Origin of the sequence: Helicobacter japonicus, from assembly GCF_000762845.2 — a bacterium.
GTDB classification, from domain to species: Bacteria; Campylobacterota; Campylobacteria; order Campylobacterales; family Helicobacteraceae; genus Helicobacter_C; species Helicobacter_C japonicus.
The window spans coordinates 1-19482 of record NZ_JRMQ02000018.1 but is presented as its reverse complement, the minus strand read 5'-3'; the positions used below and the strand labels follow the sequence as shown (position 1 = coordinate 19482).

The following is a 19482-nucleotide window of genomic DNA, read 5'->3' as shown; positions in this document are numbered from 1 at the left end:
AATCTAATCTAGGTAAAAGTATTCAAGATAAGAATATTCCTTTTATATTAGAAACTGATTTACTCTATAGCTCTATTGTAGGTTGTCCTAATCCTCCTATAAGTGGAGGACCTTGCACACAAGTAGCACTTATACTACCTCACTCTCGTGGATTAAAAAAACATAATGAAGATTATCCTATAATGCAAGATTTAGTAAGTTCTGGAGTATTCTCTGATAAAGGAGTTCCACTTATTTGTATTCCTAAAGCTAATAGTTATAAAATCAATGCCCCTAATCCTACTCATACTAAGAATATAGAGAAAGAAGCTTTAAAGGCACAAATAGACCCTACTCCTCCTACTCTCAATATTATCACTCCTTTTAAAGACTTAGAAGAATATTATCTTACTCCCTCCACTTATGAAGAAAGAGAATCCAAAGATTCTCTTATATCCTCTCAAGCAAAATTCTATATGCCAAATAATCCCATAGATATAGAGTTAAAACCTCTTATTCAAAAACAAGAAGACTATCAAGACTTAAAAGACAATTCTATCTTAGAATCTCTTTTGAAAGAACTCCTCATAGATTATCATCTCAACTCTTTTTCTTATAGAATACTCACTCTAAGAATAGCTTATACTCTGTATGAATATATCCTTATTATTCCTAAGAGTATCCCTAGCTTTATCCATAAACTCTTAAAAGAACAAAGAAATAAAGAAGAACTCTCTTTAGGTTATGGAAGATTTATAAACTTACAAAGAGATTATGTAAGAAATATACAAAATTCCACAGAGCAACATTACTCCAATGCTCTTACTCTTCATATTCAAGGAAAGATTCTTCTTTGCCCTAGTGGAATGGAGAAAATAAGATTAGAGGTGGGATAGAATTTGGTATAATAAGATATAACAAAGCATAATGGAGGGAGAGAGTGATGTTAAAGAATCTAGTAAATGTTGCTATGGTGTTATCAGTATGTTTGTCAATAGGGTATGCAAAGCCTTTAAAGGAATGCAAGAGTGAGAGGGATAGGCTTAATGGTTGTATTGAGAAAAGATATTTTCGCACCGGAGGGCTTTGGGTAGAAACTCCATATAAAAATGGTAAGCAAAATGGTATTAGGAAAGCTTATTATAAATCTGGGTGGCTTCACACCGAAACTCCATTTGAAAATGATAAGAGAAATGGTGTTAATAAAGAGTATTATGAATTTGGGCAGCTTTGGAGAGAAACTCCATTTGAAAATGATAAGAGAAATGGTGTTAATAAAGAGTATTATGAATTTGGGCAGCTTTGGAGAGAAACTCCATTTGAAAATAATACAATAAATGGCGTTAAGAAAGAGTATTACGAATCTGGGCAGATTAAAGAAGAAACTCCATTTGAAAATGGTAAAATAAATGGTGTATGGAAAACCTATTATGAGTCTGGACAGATTAAAAAAGAAGCTCCACACAAAAATAATGTACCAACTGGCGTTGAGAAACGCTATTATGAGTCTGGACAGATTAAAGAAGAAACTCCATTTGAAAATGGTAAAATAAATGGTGTTATGAAAAGGTATTATGCATCTGGGCAGCTTGAAACTGAAACTCCATACGAAAATGATAAAATAAATGGTGTTAGGAAAGAGTATTATGAATCTGGGAAGCTTAAAGAAGAACGTCTATACAAAAATGGTAAGCTCTTTATCTATAAAGAGTATAACGAACAAGGGAAGCTTATAATCTCAACGGAATAAATAAGCATTTTGTGTAATGAGAGATTGTAAAAGGAGTGTGCAATGACATTTTATTATCAATGTGAGTGTGGAGAGAGAATAAATAAGCTCACCGGAGAATTTGCAAATTCTAAGGAAGAGATTTTAGATAGCGCTTTGTATGATATAGGTAAGAATTTTGTGCAATGTCCAAAATGTGGCACAAAATATGAAGTAAAAATGATGCCTAGAAAAATCTTAAATATTGCTATATTTGTATGGTTTGTTGTGGCAGTTGTTTTCAAATTCACCTTAGGGATTGAAATTTACTTTGTGATCGGAATGATATTTGTTGGAATTATTGTAGCATTTGTCTTTCATATGTTTTTTAGCCGCCTTGAAAAAATAACAGATGAGCATAACACCAAAGGAAGTGCAAATGAAACCTAAAGATATAATTGAATCTCAATCCAAATTTATTTCCCCAAAACATATAGCCCATAGTGCTAATATTCATCTTGAGACACTCAATTTGCAAGAAGATGCTCAATATTGCTTACAAAATGTTACAAAAATGCAGGTAGCAGATTTGCAATTAGCCTTGCAAATCTACCGCTTGAATAGCACTCAAGAGGAATCAAACTTAGAAATTTTCACACTAGATAAGACAGATGACATTGTCTTAGAACAGATAGAAAAAGAGATTCAAAAGGAAAATGAAGAATCACAGATTCAAAAAAAAGATTCTTACAACATTTCTATACAAACTTCAAATGATACAAAAGAAATTTTAGATTTAAGTGCAATGATGATAAAGCTTGTTTCATTGTTAAGTGATGATAGTAAAAAAGGAAAAGATATTGAAAATATTTTACAAGAGATAAAAGACAATCTTGATTCTTATAATAAACAAGACAATATGATATTTAATGCTATTAAAGATTATGATTTCTCCAATACCCAAGAAGCATTGACCGAGGCAAAAAAGGCTTTAGATGAAATTTGTCAATCATTAGACAAATACGCAGAGGAAGCACAAAAAGATTTTGAAAATAGATTTAATAAAGATATAATTAATTTAACCGCACAAATTATCGGCACAACACACTTACCAGCTTTAGCGCATATTTTGATACATAAACTTGGCACAAGTATGACAAAAAAATTCTTTTTTTCTGTCTTTTTAGGTGGTGTCGCATTGGGACCTTTTGGCATAACGATTTCAATCATTTGGCTTTTGTGGGATATTTATGATTTTTTCTCTACTAAGCACAAAGACAATCAAAAGCTTGAAGCAGCCTATAAGGTTTATGGAGCGATACTCAGTATTTATGAACGTTTAGGTTATCCATTGGCAAGCCTTTTAAATTTTGGACACATTGGGGCTGGCAATCTTATTACAATGCAAAAAGATAATCTTTTTACCTATTCTTTGTATCCTAATTGTATAAAATTTAGTTCCACTTTTTTATATCCATTTTTAAAAGATAATGTTTCAACTTTTGAGGATATGTCTTATAAGGTTACCCTGTCTTTAAATAGCGAAAAAGAACCAAATCAAGCCTATATTGAAAACATTTTTGAAAAAAATAATAAAGATGATGATTGTGCCTTCATAAATGCAAATAAAAATACCCAATTTTCAACCTTTAGTTGTGAGCATTTATATAAAATATATGAGGAAGACAAGGATAATAACTCTACTCATTCATCAGCTTTCCAACATTTGCAAAATATGTTTTTAAAGTTCGATAGTTTTTTATTTATTAAATCCTCTAGCTTTAGTTCTATATTAGCAAATGATTTGCTTATACAAAGTTTCACACCAAGCAAACAGCAAAATAAACCAAGAATGAATAAAACTGCTCTTTTTCTTACAAATTGTCTGCATAATGGATTACCCGAATATCAAGTGCAAAATCACATAAGAAATAAGCTTTATGATAACAAAAACACCAAATCAAATGTATTGTTTTTGTCTGCAATGTATAGAGTCAAAAAAGCAACCCTTGTAAGGACATTGATTGACAATCTCACAAAATTATTTAAAAAACTAGAAAACTATGCTCGTTTTAATCAAACACAACAGATCCGTTATTTAACGCAAAATCTTGGTAAATTAATCAAAGAGTATGATGCTGGAAAAGTTAAATTTTATGGCTATGGCGACTATGTAACAACATATGAAATAAACGATAAAAAATTATGCGATATGAATGAAAAAGATTTTTGTAATTTTGTTTATGATTTATGTCAAGTATTTGTTTATAAAAAATATATGCAAATGTGTGATAACTATATGGACAATACATTGAGAAGTTATTATCGGTATGGAAATGACCAAGAAAAATTGTCCCAAGCAAAAGCAGACATACAAAAAATATGTGAAGATATTATGGCAATAATTTTAGATGTTTCGTATTTATTTTCGTATTTTAATGCTTATGAAGTTACAAGACTTAAACAATATCAAAAAGAAATTGAAGAAGAATATAAAAAACAAAAACAAATATTAGAAAAATTTTTTAAAACAAAATCTTTTACGAATAAGATAGACAAACAAGCCGTGCCTAATATTTTTTACGATATTAAAGAAATCAAAGAACTATGCCTTGCACTATTGGCAGAATATTTTAATGTAAAAAATAGCGATGAGAAGCTAGAATCTTTCTTAGAACAAAGCAAAAAAATTGAGATTTCAAAAGCTGAAAAAAATTTAAAAACAAACAATAAACTAGCTTATTATCAAATAACAATAGAGTATGTTATGCCACTCTTGCCATTGAATGAGTCCTTTTTAAATTGCTTAGAAGAAGAGGATTTATTTTTGTTCTCTAGGGTTATTATAGAAGAGCTTAAGACAAGCAAAAGCAGAAATGCACTTATAGACGATTTTATAGGAAATTATGAAATAACAATCGGCTTATACACCTTGATATATTCCAATGATGAGGATTTTGATAAATTGCTTAAGAATAATAAGACAGAAGAAATTATAAAAGCTTTTTATGAAATATCAGCAGATGCTGGTAAAAAAATATTAGAAAACGAATTAAAAATTAAGTTAGAAAAAATTGGTGATAAATATGGAGCAATAACAGCAATAGTCTTTGGAGAATCTGCAAAAGAGAAAATACAAAAAATTGGCTCAAATATAGCAGAAAAGCTTGATAAATCCTACACGAATCACCTACCCTCTACTGATTTATCCAAAGGGCTTTCTTTGCTCTCTTTTTTTGCAAGCTCTGTAATCTCATATACAATCCAAGCTATCTTAGATGCAATATTTCAAGTGCAAATAGGTAGTGTCGCACAGATGAAGCAACAAGCTGTTGCGCTTATTTTTGCGCTCAATCGTCATACAAATGCTCCTTATGCGACTTGCAAACAAGGTAGCGAATATCTCACTTTTCCCATAGAAATTACTCAAACACTTGTTAATGCGGATTTAAAAGCTCTTATTCTAGGAGGCTCTGCTCTCAATAGTGGGCTTTTTGTCCATACTCCAAGTGCGGCGTTATTCAATGAGGACTCTCAAAATGCCTTAAAATCGCTCAAAGAAACATTAAGACATTTTATGAATAATAAAGTCAATCTCATAGGAATTGGCGAAAAAGGAAAAGATATTGTCAAGGAAGCCTATGCAAAGCTATGGTGTTATTTGGATATGGGAAAAAATGAGGAGATAGAATCTTATTTAAGAGAGGAGCTACAAACCAAACCTAGCTATTACACACTAGAAAATCTCACGAGTGATAAATACATAAGAACGAAACTCAAAAAGGCAAAAGATCTTGATAATAGCGATGAAAACTTCATAGAAGTAGAGGGCAATGCCAAAGGAGGCATAAAGTTTAATCACGATTTCCTCATTCAGCTTAAAAGAGTGGCAGAGTATAATTATGCGGTGTATAGAGGGTTAATATCTACGGAAGATAGGGCATTGATAAAACAAAAAGAGCAAAATGAGAAATTTGGGAAAGTAGATAAAAGTCCTGATGAATATCTCTGCGGGAATCTTATCTATGATGGGGATTATATCCCTACTACGATTGATATTGTGGATTAAGAAAATTTAAGAACTAAGGAGTGATAATGAAAGTCGCGATATTTAATTCAGTGCTTCCGTTTTGGGATAAGCTTGATGAAGAAATAGATAGACGAGCAGCAGAAGTTAATCTGCCAGAGGATATGGATTTTATAGAATATCAAAAGCATTTCATTCTCCAAACCCTAAAATCTTACAAACCCTCTCCTAATGGCAGTGGTATAAAATGGAGCAAAGAAGAAAAAGAAGCCTTTGTGAAGCTAAGTTATAAAGAACAAAGGAAAATGATAGTAAGAAAGAGTGAGCTTAAATCAGTGTTTTTTCCTTATGTGGATGTGGATTATGAGCCTTATAAGTATAGTGAGAGAATAAGCGATACTGCTAAAAAAGCCTATCAAAAAGCTCAAAATCTTTTGAAAGCCCATGAAGAAATAGACTTTAACTCCTTAGATTCTAAGATTCAAAAAGAGATTTTTCACAACCTAAGAGTTGCCTACAAAGAACAATATTTAAAAGCAGGAGTAGAATTAGCAAAATTACTCTTTAAAAAAAATCAATTTAGAAAATACGGAGGAGAAATAGAGGAGTGCACCCAAATCACTAAAAATTTACTGCACGAAAAGATTCCAGAAAATGCTTATATGTATTATCGGCTTTATAAATGGTGTGAATACGAAGGGGGTTATTCCTCTAGTTATTTAAAACTCAATGAAGAAGAGGCTAGAGATTGTTATAGCTATGCGCTAGAGTGTGCGGTATGGGAAGCAATAGATGAGGAGACACATAGCAAAGCAATTCCTACTAAACTTACGAGAGCAGAACTATGGTTAGCTGCAGCCATTAAATACCAAAGCCCTTTGGCATTTTATAAGGCAGCAAGTTGTTATTCACCAAACAATTTAGGGTTAAATGAAGTGGGCTTTTATTCTATTATAATGTTTCAGGCTTGTTTGCGTTGTGCTATCGCACTTGGAAATAGTGGTGCAATCGATAGGCTTGAGGCAAATTATAGGCGCACCGCTGGTGATTTCCCTCGCAATCCTCTTAAGGTTGAACAATTGCGAGCCTATGCTCAAAAATCTGCTAAACAAAGGGGCTTAATCAATGGGCTTGACCCTTACTTTGATGAGAAGTTTCCCCCTGATGAAGTGATAGATTTAACTTCTTATATAGATAATTGTGCTATTGGTTCAGTCCTTAACAAACACGATGATGGCGAGGAGAGATGGATGGGTATAGGCTGGGCTGTGAAATATGGCTATATCAAAGACCCTAGAACAAAAGGTTCTACACTAGAAAGTATCAAGGAATATTACTTAATGATGTGGGCAATTATTGTGCAAAATTTTAGGACTTATAAAGATGTTAAAAATCCCTTAAAGTATTATAAGGGATACATCACTTATAATCGTTACTCCAATCTGCAATATGGACTCCCCTCTGCTCGTCCTTATATCTTTCCTAAAGAAGTATTAGATTTAGAGATTGATTTCAATAAGGGCTTGGAAGAATACTGGGAAAAATATAAATATGAGAGAAAGAATACCTAGTGCTTAAGTATAAAACGCCATTTAAAATCAAAGTTTTTCCATTTAAAATCGTAGTGCTTTGATTTAAAATGGAAAAATTAAGCTATTGTAAAGTAAAATAATTTGAAAACACAATATTGAAATTAAACTTATGAAAGAAAGACTATAAATCCATTATTGTTAATTTTTGTAACCCCTCGCGTAAAATCAAAGTCATTTCGCGTTTGAAGTCAAAGTGAGGGATTTTACTTTGATTTCAAACATTAAATTTAAGTAAATAATCCCCAGCAGTAAAACTAGCCCTTTAAGCCTCTTGTCCCTAACCTTTAAAAAGCTCTATAATTACTCACTATACGCATTTTAAAACATATAAAAGCTTTTTAAAGCCCCTTAAATCCCATTCCCTCACACTTCATTATTTTTTCTCATCTTTCATATCTTACTCTTATCACATTTGTTACAATCACTTATTTTTTATAAGGATTCACAAAATCATCAGAATCTTTAATTTGCTTATTTTCATCTAAAGTTGCAAAAGATATTTTTTTAATCTCTTCAAAATAAGTAAAAATAGCCTCCACATTATATTCTTTTATTATTTATTCAAAGTGTGGTTTCTCTCCAAACTCTGTAAAAAATTCTTGTTTTCTAGCTGCATCAAAAATAAAGTTTTTAAAAAAAATCAAAGAAGAGTTTTTACTCTCTTGGTTAGAAAAGTTGCCAAATTTTTCTAAAATATTTTCAATATCCTTATACAACACTGCAAAATTATTATTTTTTGAATTGATAATTAAAAGAGCATTCATAGCTTAATCCTTTTGATATGTTTTACCTCATCTAACTTGTTATTATGCTTTGTATCTTCTTCCTCTTGGATTGAAACTTCACTTGCTCTTGGGAGATTAGCAATCTCTTCTTGATTAGATTGTAATAAGGTTAGTCTTTCATCAAAAGATATTTTATTAATGTCTTTTTCGTTAAATATCTTTCTCTCTTGTGGAATAATGTAATCATTTTGTGCTATACTTTCATTGGCAGAGCCACGAAAATCGGGGTCATTAAAATAGGTAGCAGAGCTGACCCTGTCTGCTTGCCTCTGCCCCCTTTCTGTTTTACTAATCATCATCTATCCAATCATCGTTATTGCCCCAAGCACCAAGAAAAATCCTTTATCTTTTCTAAAATCTATAAAATCCTCCAAATCATTAGGTTTAATATGCACAATATCTCCCACATAGATTTGCTTTTTATTTTTGTCGTAGAATCCTGTAAATAATTCAATTTCTAATTCATCTTATGGTAAGCAAGGATTATCATTTTTTGGATTGGTGTAACCGATATGTCCAAAAGCATTTATATAAATCTCACTTCCTTTAAACTCTGGAGGTAAATATTTTTTATCATAGTAGCTCCATACTCTAAAATTTAATTTTGTTGGTATCATTTTTCTACCCCTTTATATCAAGAACGATTCTTTGTTGTTCTAATTCCTCTTGATTATCAGCAATAATTTCTACTTCCTCATCGCTCAAGGCTAATTTTCTTTTGAATTTTTTACATATATTCCTAAGCATTTTTGCATTGAAAGCCTTAACTTCAAAATCTAGGATAAGGTTGTCAATGAGATTTCCTCTGTCGTCTTTTAGTTCCCAAATGCCTAACATTTTTATTTTTTTAGTTTTTTTATATTCGCCAAAACAAACATTTGTTTTCTCTAATGTCGCAACCATTTTATTGTTTTGATATAATTTCATTATTCCTCCTTAATCTCTTGGAAATTCTTTACAGCGTTCTATATACCATCTTAAATCTTTACGATTAGCGTTTATGCCACTCCATCGCTTAAAAAAGAATGGCACATCTTTAGACTGACATTGCCTATAAATAGATTCTACCCATTCCCATCTCATAAGTCTTGCTTTGTTTGGATTATTTGGTATATTCTCTCCCCCTATGATTACCCAATCTAGCTTGTCTAAATATGGAGTTAAATCAATTTCACTTAGCATAGGTTCAATGCTTACGAAACATTTAATGTCCTCATTAACAACATCTTTTAATTTTAAAAGTTTCGGGATTCTCTTATCTACATATTCTTGATTTTCAGCAGTTACGCCAAACCAAATATGAGACTTCATTTTTTTATCTAAATATTCATCAGTCAAACATCCTGTTCTAGGCAAAACCCAACTAAGAAAATGAAACATTCTATTTGCTCTCTTGGTAAGGATTTGAAATATTAAATCTTGCCTTTTACTCATAATATTAAATAATTCAACTAAATCATCTTCGCTTATATCCTCGTGAAATGTATCACTCATAGAATTAACAAAGATTTTGCTTCCACTTGGATATTTCTTTTTGTCTAAAATATCATCTAAGGCTTCTTTGTGGAATACGACTTTATCCCAACCTAGATAATATTTAGGCAAATCAAAAGCCTTATGAGGTTCAAGCCCTCCACAATCTCCCGCACAAATTACTTGATAATCATCATTATAAGAATGTGCTATTTCAGTGTATTCCTCTACCACACTATGCTCCACAAAATCAAAACCACACACTTGGCATTTCAAATTTGTTTTCTTTTCTAACTCTTTTCTTGCCATTCCTTGCAAATGCTTTGTCATTGCTTTTGCATAACAATTATCACACTCAGGGCTTATTTGTGTGCAACCTGTAATCACATTCCAAGTTTTATCTGTCCATTCTATTTTGTGCATTCTCTACTCCTATAATTCAACCAACAAGCAAATACGCTCACCATTCTTATACATTCCGTGAATACCCACACTTCTTTTGCCAACTTTTTCAAAAATCAAATACTCTATATCTTCTAAAGTCATTCCCCAAGCTTTTATTATTGCCTCATTATTAAATTGTGTTCTATTAATTACTTTCATTTTATTTTTCTCCATTCCATTTCATTGCCTGAAACATTACGCCATATTTTAAAATTTTTAGAATGAATATGCTCTACCACTTCAATACTCTTTTCATCTCTATCTAAAAACCATCATCATAGGTGTAATAACCCTATGATATTTCTTGTGTCCCTCGCAATCTTTAGTGCAAACAATATCATTTTGGAATATCTCCTTACCATTTTTATCTTTGTAGTCTTTGCCAAACTCAATCAGCGTGTCTTTATCACAATCTCTACAATCAAATCTAAAAGATTTCTGGAAATTAAAATAATGGTATCTACCTGATTTAAAGTAGGTTCTGAAATTCTCAAAATTGCTTACTCTGTATTGATGCTCTGCAAAATTCAAATCTTTAGTTGGCTGTTCCATTATGTTTTCCTATATCTCTATAAATAACTCTTTTTGAGCTACCATTTTATTTAACCCATCTTGAGCCGACTTCGTAAGAGGAATAATCATCTCTACGCATTCTATAATATCCTCTCGTTTAAAGTTTCCCCTTCTGCTTTTTTAACAAAGTCCAATCTTTTGCAGAAGTTTTCAATTTCTGCGGGGGTATAAGGGAATCTGTTAGCGATCGTATTGTCTTTTGGTATTTATTTTCTATTTCTGCAAAGATTTCATCTAAGCTCATCATTTCTAATGCAAAATTTAATTTATATTTCTTAATATAGATTTCAAACATTTCTATTGCGTATTCGTGAGTTGGGAGATTAATAAAGAAAAGCTCGTCCCACCTCCCTCGTCTTAAAAATTCAGGGTTATTTGCTAGAATTGAACCCAAATCATTTGCAGTAGCAAAGAAAATAGCGTTAAATTTATATTCACAAGCGGGGGTGTTAATATCATTAAGAATGGTTAAAAGTCTTCCTAGCATTTGTTTTTCTTTTGCAGTAGCATTGCCTATCATCTTTTCTATCTCATCAATTAAAATAACAAATTTTTCTTGTGGGTAATCTATGGCTCTTTGGTGGAGATATTCAAAAATAGAATTAAGCTTCAAAATGGGAGAATCCGATTCCATAATTTGAGAAAGATTCAAAGCAATCAGCATTCTTTTTAGCTCTCCTGCAAAGCATTTAGGAAAGAATGTTTTACCTGTCCCGGGAATACCTACTAGAAAGATTCCTTTTGCTTTATAGCCTTGTTGTTCTGCCCTTAAGAGTTGAGCGGTATATTTCTTTAAAGCAGTTGCTCCTCCTATATCTTGCAAAGTAAAAGGCGAATCAATTACTGATAATCCCAAACGACTTTCTAAGGCTTTGCTCTTTGGAACATTAGAAAAGTGTTCTTGTATGGTGAGGATTCCATATTTGTTGGGTAAATTCTTAATGCTAAAGAAACTTTGATAGTCTTTTGGTGGAGGATTATTAGAAACGACAATAAAGCATTGATGAAAGGGGTTTTTAAATAAAATTTGTATGTCTGCCAATGTGGGATTGATGAGTAATTGGGTTGCGGATAGATTCTCAAACTCTTTGTTTTTTGATTGAGTATTTAATGGGGTAGTGGATTTTAAGTCTTTTACTGATTGGGCAATTGTTAAAGATTCTAAGTCTAGCTTAGTATAACTTGATAATGTTGGATACAAAAACTTTTTGTTGTGATAATAAGCATTGTCTTCTGCGATGAACCAAAACATTTAAAATGCCTGTTTTGGATTTTGTTGGGGTTGAGGAGAATTTGTTTTATTTTGTTTTCGTTTGAAAATCTTAGAGTTAAAGTGTTTATGAGAATTTTTTTGAGAGCTACTAAGAGTAGAATTTACCCTCCCCCGCTTAGTTGAGACTCTATATCATCTAATTTTAATGTATAAATTGTTTTAATGCTGATGTGATTAATACTTTGCATTTCTAAATCAATCCTAACAGAAGTTTCTCTGTATAATATTTTTCTACTCATTAACACCTCAAAGTTAATTTTTAATGAAAAGAGTTAGTATAATTTAAAAAACTTAAAACAATATTTATTACCCTGATTTATTCATCAAATAAACTTCTTATAAATATTTATTTTTATATTTCTCTAAAGCTTTAATAGTTAAATTTTCAAACAAAGCTTTTTCTTCTTTGATATTGCCCTGAATAGCAACTTGGAGATATTTTATAAACATATCTTCTTCCATTTCTTCAAAAATGGGGCTATATAATTCTTTACTAATCAAGCTTAGAGCTAAAAGATTGATTAGTTTTGTAGATTTTATAAGTGGAACATTGGCAATAATCTTTTCTAAATCTTTAATGTCTAATTCTCCATATTGCTCGTTAAATTTTGCACTTTTTTGATTCATTTGTAATTCTTTTAAAGCTTTATCAAGAGTTTTTAGAATATTTTGATATTCAAATTTTAAAGGATTTTTCTCATCACTTTGCTTTAAAAAGCTATTGTCTATCTTTTCTTCTATAAAAGCATAATCAGCCTTACTCTCAATAAGTTCTTTGATATTTTCCTTTTCTTTAAAATCAAAATGAACCTTGCCTCTAGGTTCTAAAATCTCCTCTTCTATTTCATCGCACCCTTCAATATTCTCAAGCTTTTCCTTGCTTCTTAAAAACTCTTCATTAATTTCTTCACAATCTACAAAACGAAACCGAACATTTGCTATTCTAAAAACATCCCCCTTATTGATAATAGTCTCAAAGCCGCCTTGCATTTTAGAAAAAGATTCATTATAAAAAACAATGGCATCTTCCACAGGAGCAATGGTAAAAAAACCCTCTTCAAAACTTATTTTTAAGTGCTTATTTTGTATCTTATTTTCCCTATCTTGAATACAAAAAGAGGATTGCAAATCACTCCCTATAAATCCACCTTCTTTATCAAAAATATATGCTTTATCTCTAGTTAAAATTTCTTCTAAATTTTCAACAATCACTCCGATCTTCTCTTCATTATCTGCCATTATTATTTCCTCCTATTGTAATGCGCTCTACGATTTTTATTCTCTGGAGTATATCAAGAATTTGACTAGCCTCTAAAATACCATTAATCAGTTTAAAATCAAAATATAATTTCTCATTATTATTGAAAATTACACTATATTCATTATTATTTTTATTTTCTTTCAGAAATCTATACCAAGCCCATTCACCACTATATGTTTTGTGATAGCTCAAATTTGGATTATGGTAATCAAAAGCTGTTAAATTTAAACTTGTGTTACTATTAAATTGTTCCCCGATGATTTGCAGAGTAGAATGTAAAGTATGGTCGTATTTTGCATTATTAGAATTATATCGCAATTCTATGGAAGAGAAGTCGGCACTCAAATCTAAACTTTGCAATGTAAAATTGACTTTTATATTATCATTTGAGCCTAACATTAAATTTGAAAGATTTTTGGTCTCTTTCATAAAATCTAAGAAGTTCTTAGAAAAATTTATTTTAACATTAGATTGAGTATTTAAAGAATAAGTATTTGTCTTCTTGACGAGCACAGAATTTAAATATTTATCATAAAATCTATTGAGAGTTCCATTTCTACCAAAAAATCCCTTAAACGAATCCATACTTAATTCTTGTGTGCTTTCATCATTAAATGGGTAAAAAGGAGCAATATCATTAATAAAAGGCGTATAAACTTCATTAAACCAAGCTGTATTAAACAAAGAGATTCCGTGAGATTCTACAAGATTCCAAGCATATAGATGTAATTTTGCATAATATTTCTCCAATTCTAGTGGAAGCTTTTTAATATCATTAGCAAACACCACAAAAGGATCGTCTTGTTCTTTCCCACGATTAAGCGCATAAGCTATCTTATTTTCAATACTTTGAGTATTATTTGTGCCAAACTCTATAATTTTGGTTTGAATATTTTTAATGTCCAAACCAAGAACTTCCATAATCCTTACATCATTGGCAATATTGAGACCTACTGCTGAAACTCCAGAATTTAAAAGAGAATCTTGTTCTGCAATTTTATGATAAGGGTTAAAAAAATAGGTAATATTACTAAAATATGTTTTAATCTCGCTGGCATTAAGACCTATATTATAAGCTTCTCTAAGCAAAGTAGCCTCATTTAGCTTAGTATTAATGCTAACAATTTTAATTAAAGCCGATATAGGATTGTCCTTTTTAGACAAAACATCAAGTTGGTTAAGTGCGGATTCTTTAGAATTGTATTGTTTGGGCTCAAGGGAGAGCAGTAAATCTTCCCATTTGTTTTGGTATTCTATTAAATACAATTTAAGTACGCCTATAGAGAGCGCACTTCTATTTTCTTTTGTCAGATTATCAGTGCTTTCAAGTATCCACGATTCTATATTCATCATATTATCTATATTCTGATTGAGATTTTGCAAAAAGTTTATCATTCCATTTTTGGTATAGACTTTATCTATTGAAGTTATTTTGCTTGATTCTGCAAACACATTGTTTGCAGCAGGACCTAATTCTTCTTTAAGCCTATAAATTTCTTTTCGTTTATCACTATTTAAAAAATTCAATAAAACATATAGCCTTTGTGGTCTTGTTGTCGTTCTTTGCAATACTCTAATTGCTGATTCAATACTCTTTCCATCTTTATTGGAGTTTTCCATATTAATCTTTTGAATGTCATCAACTCCGCTTAAGAAGTTTTCCTTAGAAATATTATATTTATTTAATAATTGCCAATTCTCATTAATCCAAATTTTAAGTAAATTTTTATTCAAATATTTTCGTTCAAATAGAGTTTTATACATATATAAAGTTTTTATTAAATTATCTTTGTTATCTTTGTCAGTTTGCAAAATATATTCCATTTCTTTGAGTAAAGTATTTTTAAACACATCTTCATTCAATTTATAGTAGAAGTCTTGAGCTTCTACAAATCCTCTATATGATATATTTAAACTTGGATATTGCATAATATTACTATTTTTTGAAAGTTCAGGATAAACTTCCAAAATATTTTTCAAATTTGCTAACAAGTTTGCTTTCTCTTTGATGTCAAGCTTTTTATAATCTACATCACTCAGTAAAATCTGCAATGCGGTCAAAGTATTTTCTGCCTTTTCTTTTTCTGCTTTATCCCTAGAGATAAAATAAAAAGATAAGAAATAAGTGCTCAAACTTATAATTAAAACCAGTAGCAACAAAGAAAATTTTTTAAAAATATTTTTCATACTGCTTAAAAAATAATCTTTGAAAATAATATCCTCTAATAAAGATTTAACAAAGTAGCTTCGCTTATTGTGTAAAGGATTTGTTTTTGCCAATGCTTTTTTAATATTATATTTCTCACACACACTATCAAGCAAAAAATTTCTAGGAATATTTTCCTGATAAGCACTTACAAAATACACTCCTCTCAAGAGAGAATTATTTTTAAATGCGTTTTCAGTTTGTATTTCTAAAAGAAAGTTTTTTGCTAGAGCAAACAAATTATCAAACTGCTTTAAGAAAAAATAAGTTTTGTTTTTGTCTTCTAAAGAATAGATAAAATGATTTTTGTTGGTAAAATTAAAAAATAAAGACTGACTTAGCTGCTTTAGCTCTTTATCTAAAATATCAGGTTTTAACTTGTCTTTAAAACTGATTCCTAAAGCTCTATCAGTTACTTTTTCATTAAAAATTTCAAAAAATTCCTTCATACCCTCCAATAAGTCAATCTTAGAAAAAACTACATAAATAGGAAATTTAAGATTAAGAGAATCCTCACAATCATTTACTCGTTTCACAAGATAACGAATAATATCTTTTGAATACTCTTTAGGATTGCTCAAAAATAAGCTTGTATCTACTATCAAAACTATACCATTGAGTTTGCTATGAAAAAAGTTTTTATTTAAAAAGTTTAAAAAATTCCTCCAAATATTCTTTTTAATTAAAAATTCTTTATTTTTATCTAAATCATCTTCTGGAAGTTCATCACTGCTTGAAGGCACAAAAAACTTCTCTTGAGAAAAATAATTTCCCTCCGTATCAAGCAAAGCCCCATTTTTAGAAACATATAAAGAAAAGTTATTTGTAGATTGATGAAATTTCTTATAAGATTGCAGACTATCACTTAAGGGATACTCTATATTAGAATAATTGATAAAAGTGCTTTTCCCAGCACCTTCTTCCCCAACGATGATAACTAAAGGCAGTTTTTTAAACTTTATTTTCTTTTTCCAAGTCGTCTTGGCGTCTTGCAAAGAAATAAAAAAGTTTCTTTTAGCTCTAAACACAAAATCATTAGTTTCTTTTTTCAAAGCCTTCAATTTTGCTCTTTTTTCACTTTTAAGCGAAATAAAAAAATTGATGATTGGCTTAAGAAAAAAAAACAAGAAGATAATAAGCCATAATATAAATAAAATTCCAAATCTTAAATAGGGATTTCCAAAGATATAAATATCATTAAAAGATATTGAAGAACCCCAAAATGCAAATAATATGCTCAAAACAACAAAAAATATGAGCAACAACAAAATAACAAACAATTTAGTCTTTATGAAAGCAAAAATCTTTTTAAACATAAGCCACTTATCCTAAATTTGGGTTAAAATTTTATATCATTTTATAATATTTTTTATAATTATGTGCTAAAATAAAATTTTTATGTGCTAAAATAAAATTTTAAAACATTAAAAAAAAGATAACAAGGCAAGGAGACAAAATGGCACAACCAGCTTATATAAAGATTGAGGGTTCTACTCAAGGACTTATTTCAAGTGGAGCCTCCACAGAAGCAAGCATTGGAAATCGTTATCAAGCAGGACACGAAGATGAAATTATGGCACAAGAAGTAGCACATATTGTAACTGTTCCAACAGATCCACAAAGTGGGCAACCATCAGGGCAAAGGGTGCATAAACCTTTCTCTTTTACTTGTTCTTTAAATAAAGCTGTTCCTCTACTCTATAATGCACTCACGAGCGGGGAAAGACTAACAAGTGTAGAAATTCATTGGTTTAGAACCTCTACAAGTGGAGGGCAAGAGCATTACTTTACCACAAAGTTAGAAGATGCAATTATCACAGATATTAATCTTTTGATGCCCAATGCACAAGAGCAAGGTAATAATGACAAAACGGAACTTTTTAAAGTTTCTCTCAATTATAGAAAAGTCATTTGGGAACACGTTGCTGCTGGAACAAGTGGAAGTGATGATTGGAGAGAAACAAAAGCCTAAAATTTCCAAGTATAAATGCTTTTACACTTTTAGTTGAGTATAGAAGCATTTATCATTGTTAGTTGTTAAATCATTTTAAGGTAGTAATAAATGTTACAAAAAGAAATACCTTAAAAATACTAAAGGTAAATTTAGTTAGAGAGATTTTCCAATCTCGATATTCTCGCATTTTCTACTTGGATTGGAGAAGCAAATAAACAATCACAAAAAGTGGGGAGTAACATTATGAAAAAATTGAATCAGAAAGGTTTTGCACAATATTTACTCAAACAAAAACCTGCCTTTGTAGAATACAATCATCTTCATTTTGTGCAACTTAATACAAAAAGATTGGACTATGATAAACCTAACACTTCCTCTTATATAAGGAACAACCTATGAGTTCTCCCACTTCCTCCTTTCTCTCTCTAAACATTAATAATATTACCTTTCTCATCACCAAAGCCTATATTAAAGAAAGTTTAGAATCCTTATGGAGAATTGAGTGTGAAGGATATATAGAAAGCTTACAAGAACACCCTTTTGCTTTAGATTCTTTTACTTCTATCAAAAATAAGAGTCATATCACTTCAGCTTTAAATAATCCTGCTTCTACTTTAAACTTTCATCCCGATACTTTGATTAACAAGCAAGCAACTTTTAGTATTGAAAATCCCTACACTATTCCTAAAGAGAATGATACTCTAGTTTTTAACAATACATCTATAAAGGCACTTGCTTCTTTAAAGACTTCAAATACTAATGGAATCTTTCAAGGAAATAAAGAGCAAGGAACAAAAGTTTATACAGGAATCCTCTCTTTTATAGAATATTTAGGATTAAATCCTCAAAGCAGTGCAAATGTTTTAAACAGAGCTAAAGAAAGCAAAGGTTTAAACCATAAACATTTTTTTACCTTTACCCTTACCTCTCCCCTTATGAGAATGTCTTTAAATAAAGCAAATAGAATCTATACAGACAAAACGATAGTAGAAGCTATACAAACTACTTTAGACTTTCATAAAGAGGCAATAGGTAAGAATCTTGACTTCTCTCATCTTCACCTTAGCTATCCTAAATTAGAATTAATTACACAATATAAAGAGAGTGATTTAGATTTTATCACAAGGCTTGCCCATAATAGTGGCATTTATTTCTATGAAGACGACCATAGTATTTACTTTAATGATTTTTCACAGAAAGAAAATCCAAGAAATGTTTTATTTAATCCTAGGAGCAATAATACTCTAAATGAACCTTGCATTACAAGCTTTTATAAACAACAAACCCTAAAGACAAATAGCTTTACTCAAAGTAGTGAGAATGCTTTGAATCCTTTTGCTTTACAGAATCTAAGTCTAAAGAGTGATTTAAATTCACAAAAAGAGAATGGAGAATCTTCTTTTACACAAGATTTCATTTATAATGAGCATAATTACTTAAGCGAAGCTTCTTTTACTCAAAATATTGATTTAAAAACACCTCTATCTTTAAAAGAAAAAAGGACACAAGTCTTGCACAATTGCTTTCAAGCACAAAGTAACATTTATGACTTATTTTTAAACCAACACATCAATATTGACTTCTCCCAAAGCATTAAAGAGAGCAAAGACAATCTAAAAGATTTCTATATCATAGCAATAGAGCATCTATTCATCAATGAAGCTCTTTTGGCAAATAACTTTAATTCCAATGATGAACTCATTAAAAAAGAGAATGTTTTTACAAAAAATAATCTAAAGGATATGGCAGGGAAGGAGTTAAGTAATGCAGAAACACAAAGGATAAACACTCTTGCTTCCTTAGATACTTCTTCTTTAAATTCTGCTAAGGCTTATTCTAATATTCTTACTTTTTTACCCATTACCTTTAGCTACACCCCCTCTTTAAAGAGTAAGCCCAAAGCTCCAAATAGCACTCTAGGAGTTGTGATTGGAGAAGATGAGGATATAGAGAGTAAGAAAAACACAATCTATACAGATGAATATGGAAGAGTAAAGGTCAGAATCAATCTGTATGCAGCACAAGAAGATATTGATGAAAAGCAAGGAATCTACCACTACACTCCCTTTTTAAGAGTAGCCTCTCCTATTGCTAGTCAATCTTCTGGCTTTTACCATACTCCAAGAATTGGAGATGAAGTGATTGTTTCTTTCTTTGATGAGGATATAGATAAGCCTTATGTGAGTGGAAGTCTCTATAACCAAAGT

General features: G+C 30.6%; 18 protein-coding genes and 1 pseudogene. 7 read left to right on the top strand and 12 right to left on the bottom strand.

Annotated features, from left to right (window positions below; genetic code table 11):
• The 5 genes and pseudogenes from LS65_RS10310 to LS65_RS09225 all read left to right on the top strand — a co-directional run.
• A pseudogene (locus LS65_RS10310) lies at nt 1-875 on the top strand (lipase); the annotation flags it as partial.
• A gap of 47 nt (nt 876-922) precedes the next feature.
• Nucleotides 923-1729 carry a toxin-antitoxin system YwqK family antitoxin gene (locus tag LS65_RS09240; RefSeq protein WP_138129853.1) on the top strand — a complete coding sequence of 269 codons (807 nt, stop codon included), beginning with the start codon at nt 923-925 and terminating at the stop codon, nt 1727-1729.
• 42 nt (nt 1730-1771) lie between these two features.
• Nucleotides 1772-2137 carry a hypothetical protein gene (locus LS65_RS09235; protein WP_034362232.1) on the top strand — a complete coding sequence of 122 codons (366 nt, stop codon included), beginning with the start codon at nt 1772-1774 and terminating at the stop codon, nt 2135-2137.
• Nucleotides 2127-5756 carry a hypothetical protein gene (locus LS65_RS09230; protein WP_034362230.1) on the top strand — a complete coding sequence of 1210 codons (3630 nt, stop codon included), beginning with the start codon at nt 2127-2129 and terminating at the stop codon, nt 5754-5756. The genes LS65_RS09235 and LS65_RS09230 overlap by 11 nt, the downstream gene beginning before the upstream one ends.
• 26 nt (nt 5757-5782) lie before the next feature.
• Nucleotides 5783-7285 (top strand): hypothetical protein, encoded by a 1503-nt coding sequence (locus LS65_RS09225; protein WP_034362227.1) that lies wholly within the window; start codon nt 5783-5785, stop codon nt 7283-7285.
• Between the two features lie 578 nt (nt 7286-7863).
• Here the strand turns inward: LS65_RS09225 and LS65_RS09220 are convergent.
• The 12 genes from LS65_RS09220 to tssM form a co-directional block, all read right to left on the bottom strand.
• Nucleotides 7864-8070 (bottom strand): hypothetical protein, encoded by a 207-nt coding sequence (locus LS65_RS09220; protein WP_034362225.1) that lies wholly within the window; start codon nt 8068-8070, stop codon nt 7864-7866.
• Nucleotides 8067-8387 (bottom strand): hypothetical protein, encoded by a 321-nt coding sequence (locus LS65_RS09215; protein ID WP_052061098.1) that lies wholly within the window; start codon nt 8385-8387, stop codon nt 8067-8069. Before LS65_RS09215 ends, LS65_RS09220 begins: the two co-directional genes overlap by 4 nt.
• A 3-nt stretch (nt 8388-8390) precedes the next feature.
• Nucleotides 8391-8546 carry a YopX family protein gene (locus tag LS65_RS09210; RefSeq protein ID WP_138129852.1) on the bottom strand — a complete coding sequence of 52 codons (156 nt, stop codon included), beginning with the start codon at nt 8544-8546 and terminating at the stop codon, nt 8391-8393.
• Nucleotides 8547-8558: 12 nt separating this feature from the next.
• Nucleotides 8559-8708, bottom strand: coding sequence for a hypothetical protein (locus LS65_RS09865; protein WP_161976272.1), 150 nt, complete (start codon nt 8706-8708; stop codon nt 8559-8561).
• 4 nt (nt 8709-8712) lie between these two features.
• A complete protein-coding gene (locus LS65_RS09205) occupies nt 8713-9018 on the bottom strand; it encodes a hypothetical protein (protein ID WP_034362224.1) in 306 nt (101 codons plus the stop codon).
• Nucleotides 9019-9027: 9 nt separating this feature from the next.
• A complete protein-coding gene (locus LS65_RS09200; RefSeq protein WP_138129851.1) occupies nt 9028-9987 on the bottom strand; it encodes a DUF5131 family protein in 960 nt (319 codons plus the stop codon).
• A 9-nt stretch (nt 9988-9996) separates the two neighbouring features.
• On the bottom strand, nt 9997-10167 hold the full coding sequence (locus LS65_RS09860) for a hypothetical protein (protein WP_161976271.1): 171 nt from the start codon (nt 10165-10167) through the stop codon (nt 9997-9999).
• A 99-nt stretch (nt 10168-10266) separates the two neighbouring features.
• On the bottom strand, nt 10267-10560 hold the full coding sequence (locus LS65_RS09195; RefSeq protein WP_034362221.1) for a hypothetical protein: 294 nt from the start codon (nt 10558-10560) through the stop codon (nt 10267-10269).
• Between the two features lie 118 nt (nt 10561-10678).
• The gene (locus LS65_RS09190) at nt 10679-11833 is read right to left on the bottom strand and encodes an AAA family ATPase (RefSeq protein ID WP_034362219.1); all 1155 of its coding nucleotides are present in this window, start codon (nt 11831-11833) and stop codon (nt 10679-10681) included.
• 122 nt (nt 11834-11955) lie between these two features.
• The gene (locus tag LS65_RS09855; protein WP_161976270.1) at nt 11956-12093 is read right to left on the bottom strand and encodes a hypothetical protein; all 138 of its coding nucleotides are present in this window, start codon (nt 12091-12093) and stop codon (nt 11956-11958) included.
• A gap of 97 nt (nt 12094-12190) precedes the next feature.
• On the bottom strand, nt 12191-13093 hold the full coding sequence (locus LS65_RS09185; RefSeq protein ID WP_034362218.1) for an FHA domain-containing protein: 903 nt from the start codon (nt 13091-13093) through the stop codon (nt 12191-12193).
• On the bottom strand, nt 13083-16637 hold the full coding sequence (gene tssM / locus LS65_RS09180) for a type VI secretion system membrane subunit TssM (RefSeq protein ID WP_034362216.1): 3555 nt from the start codon (nt 16635-16637) through the stop codon (nt 13083-13085). Before tssM ends, LS65_RS09185 begins: the two co-directional genes overlap by 11 nt.
• Nucleotides 16638-16777: 140 nt before the next feature.
• Between tssM and LS65_RS09175 the strand changes: the two genes are divergently transcribed.
• Together LS65_RS09175 and LS65_RS09170 are read left to right on the top strand one after the other, a co-directional pair.
• On the top strand, nt 16778-17293 hold the full coding sequence (locus LS65_RS09175) for an Hcp family type VI secretion system effector (protein WP_034362214.1): 516 nt from the start codon (nt 16778-16780) through the stop codon (nt 17291-17293).
• 377 nt (nt 17294-17670) lie between these two features.
• Nucleotides 17671-19482: contractile injection system protein, VgrG/Pvc8 family (locus LS65_RS09170; RefSeq protein ID WP_422111209.1), on the top strand; the 1812-nt coding region annotated here is incomplete at its 3' end.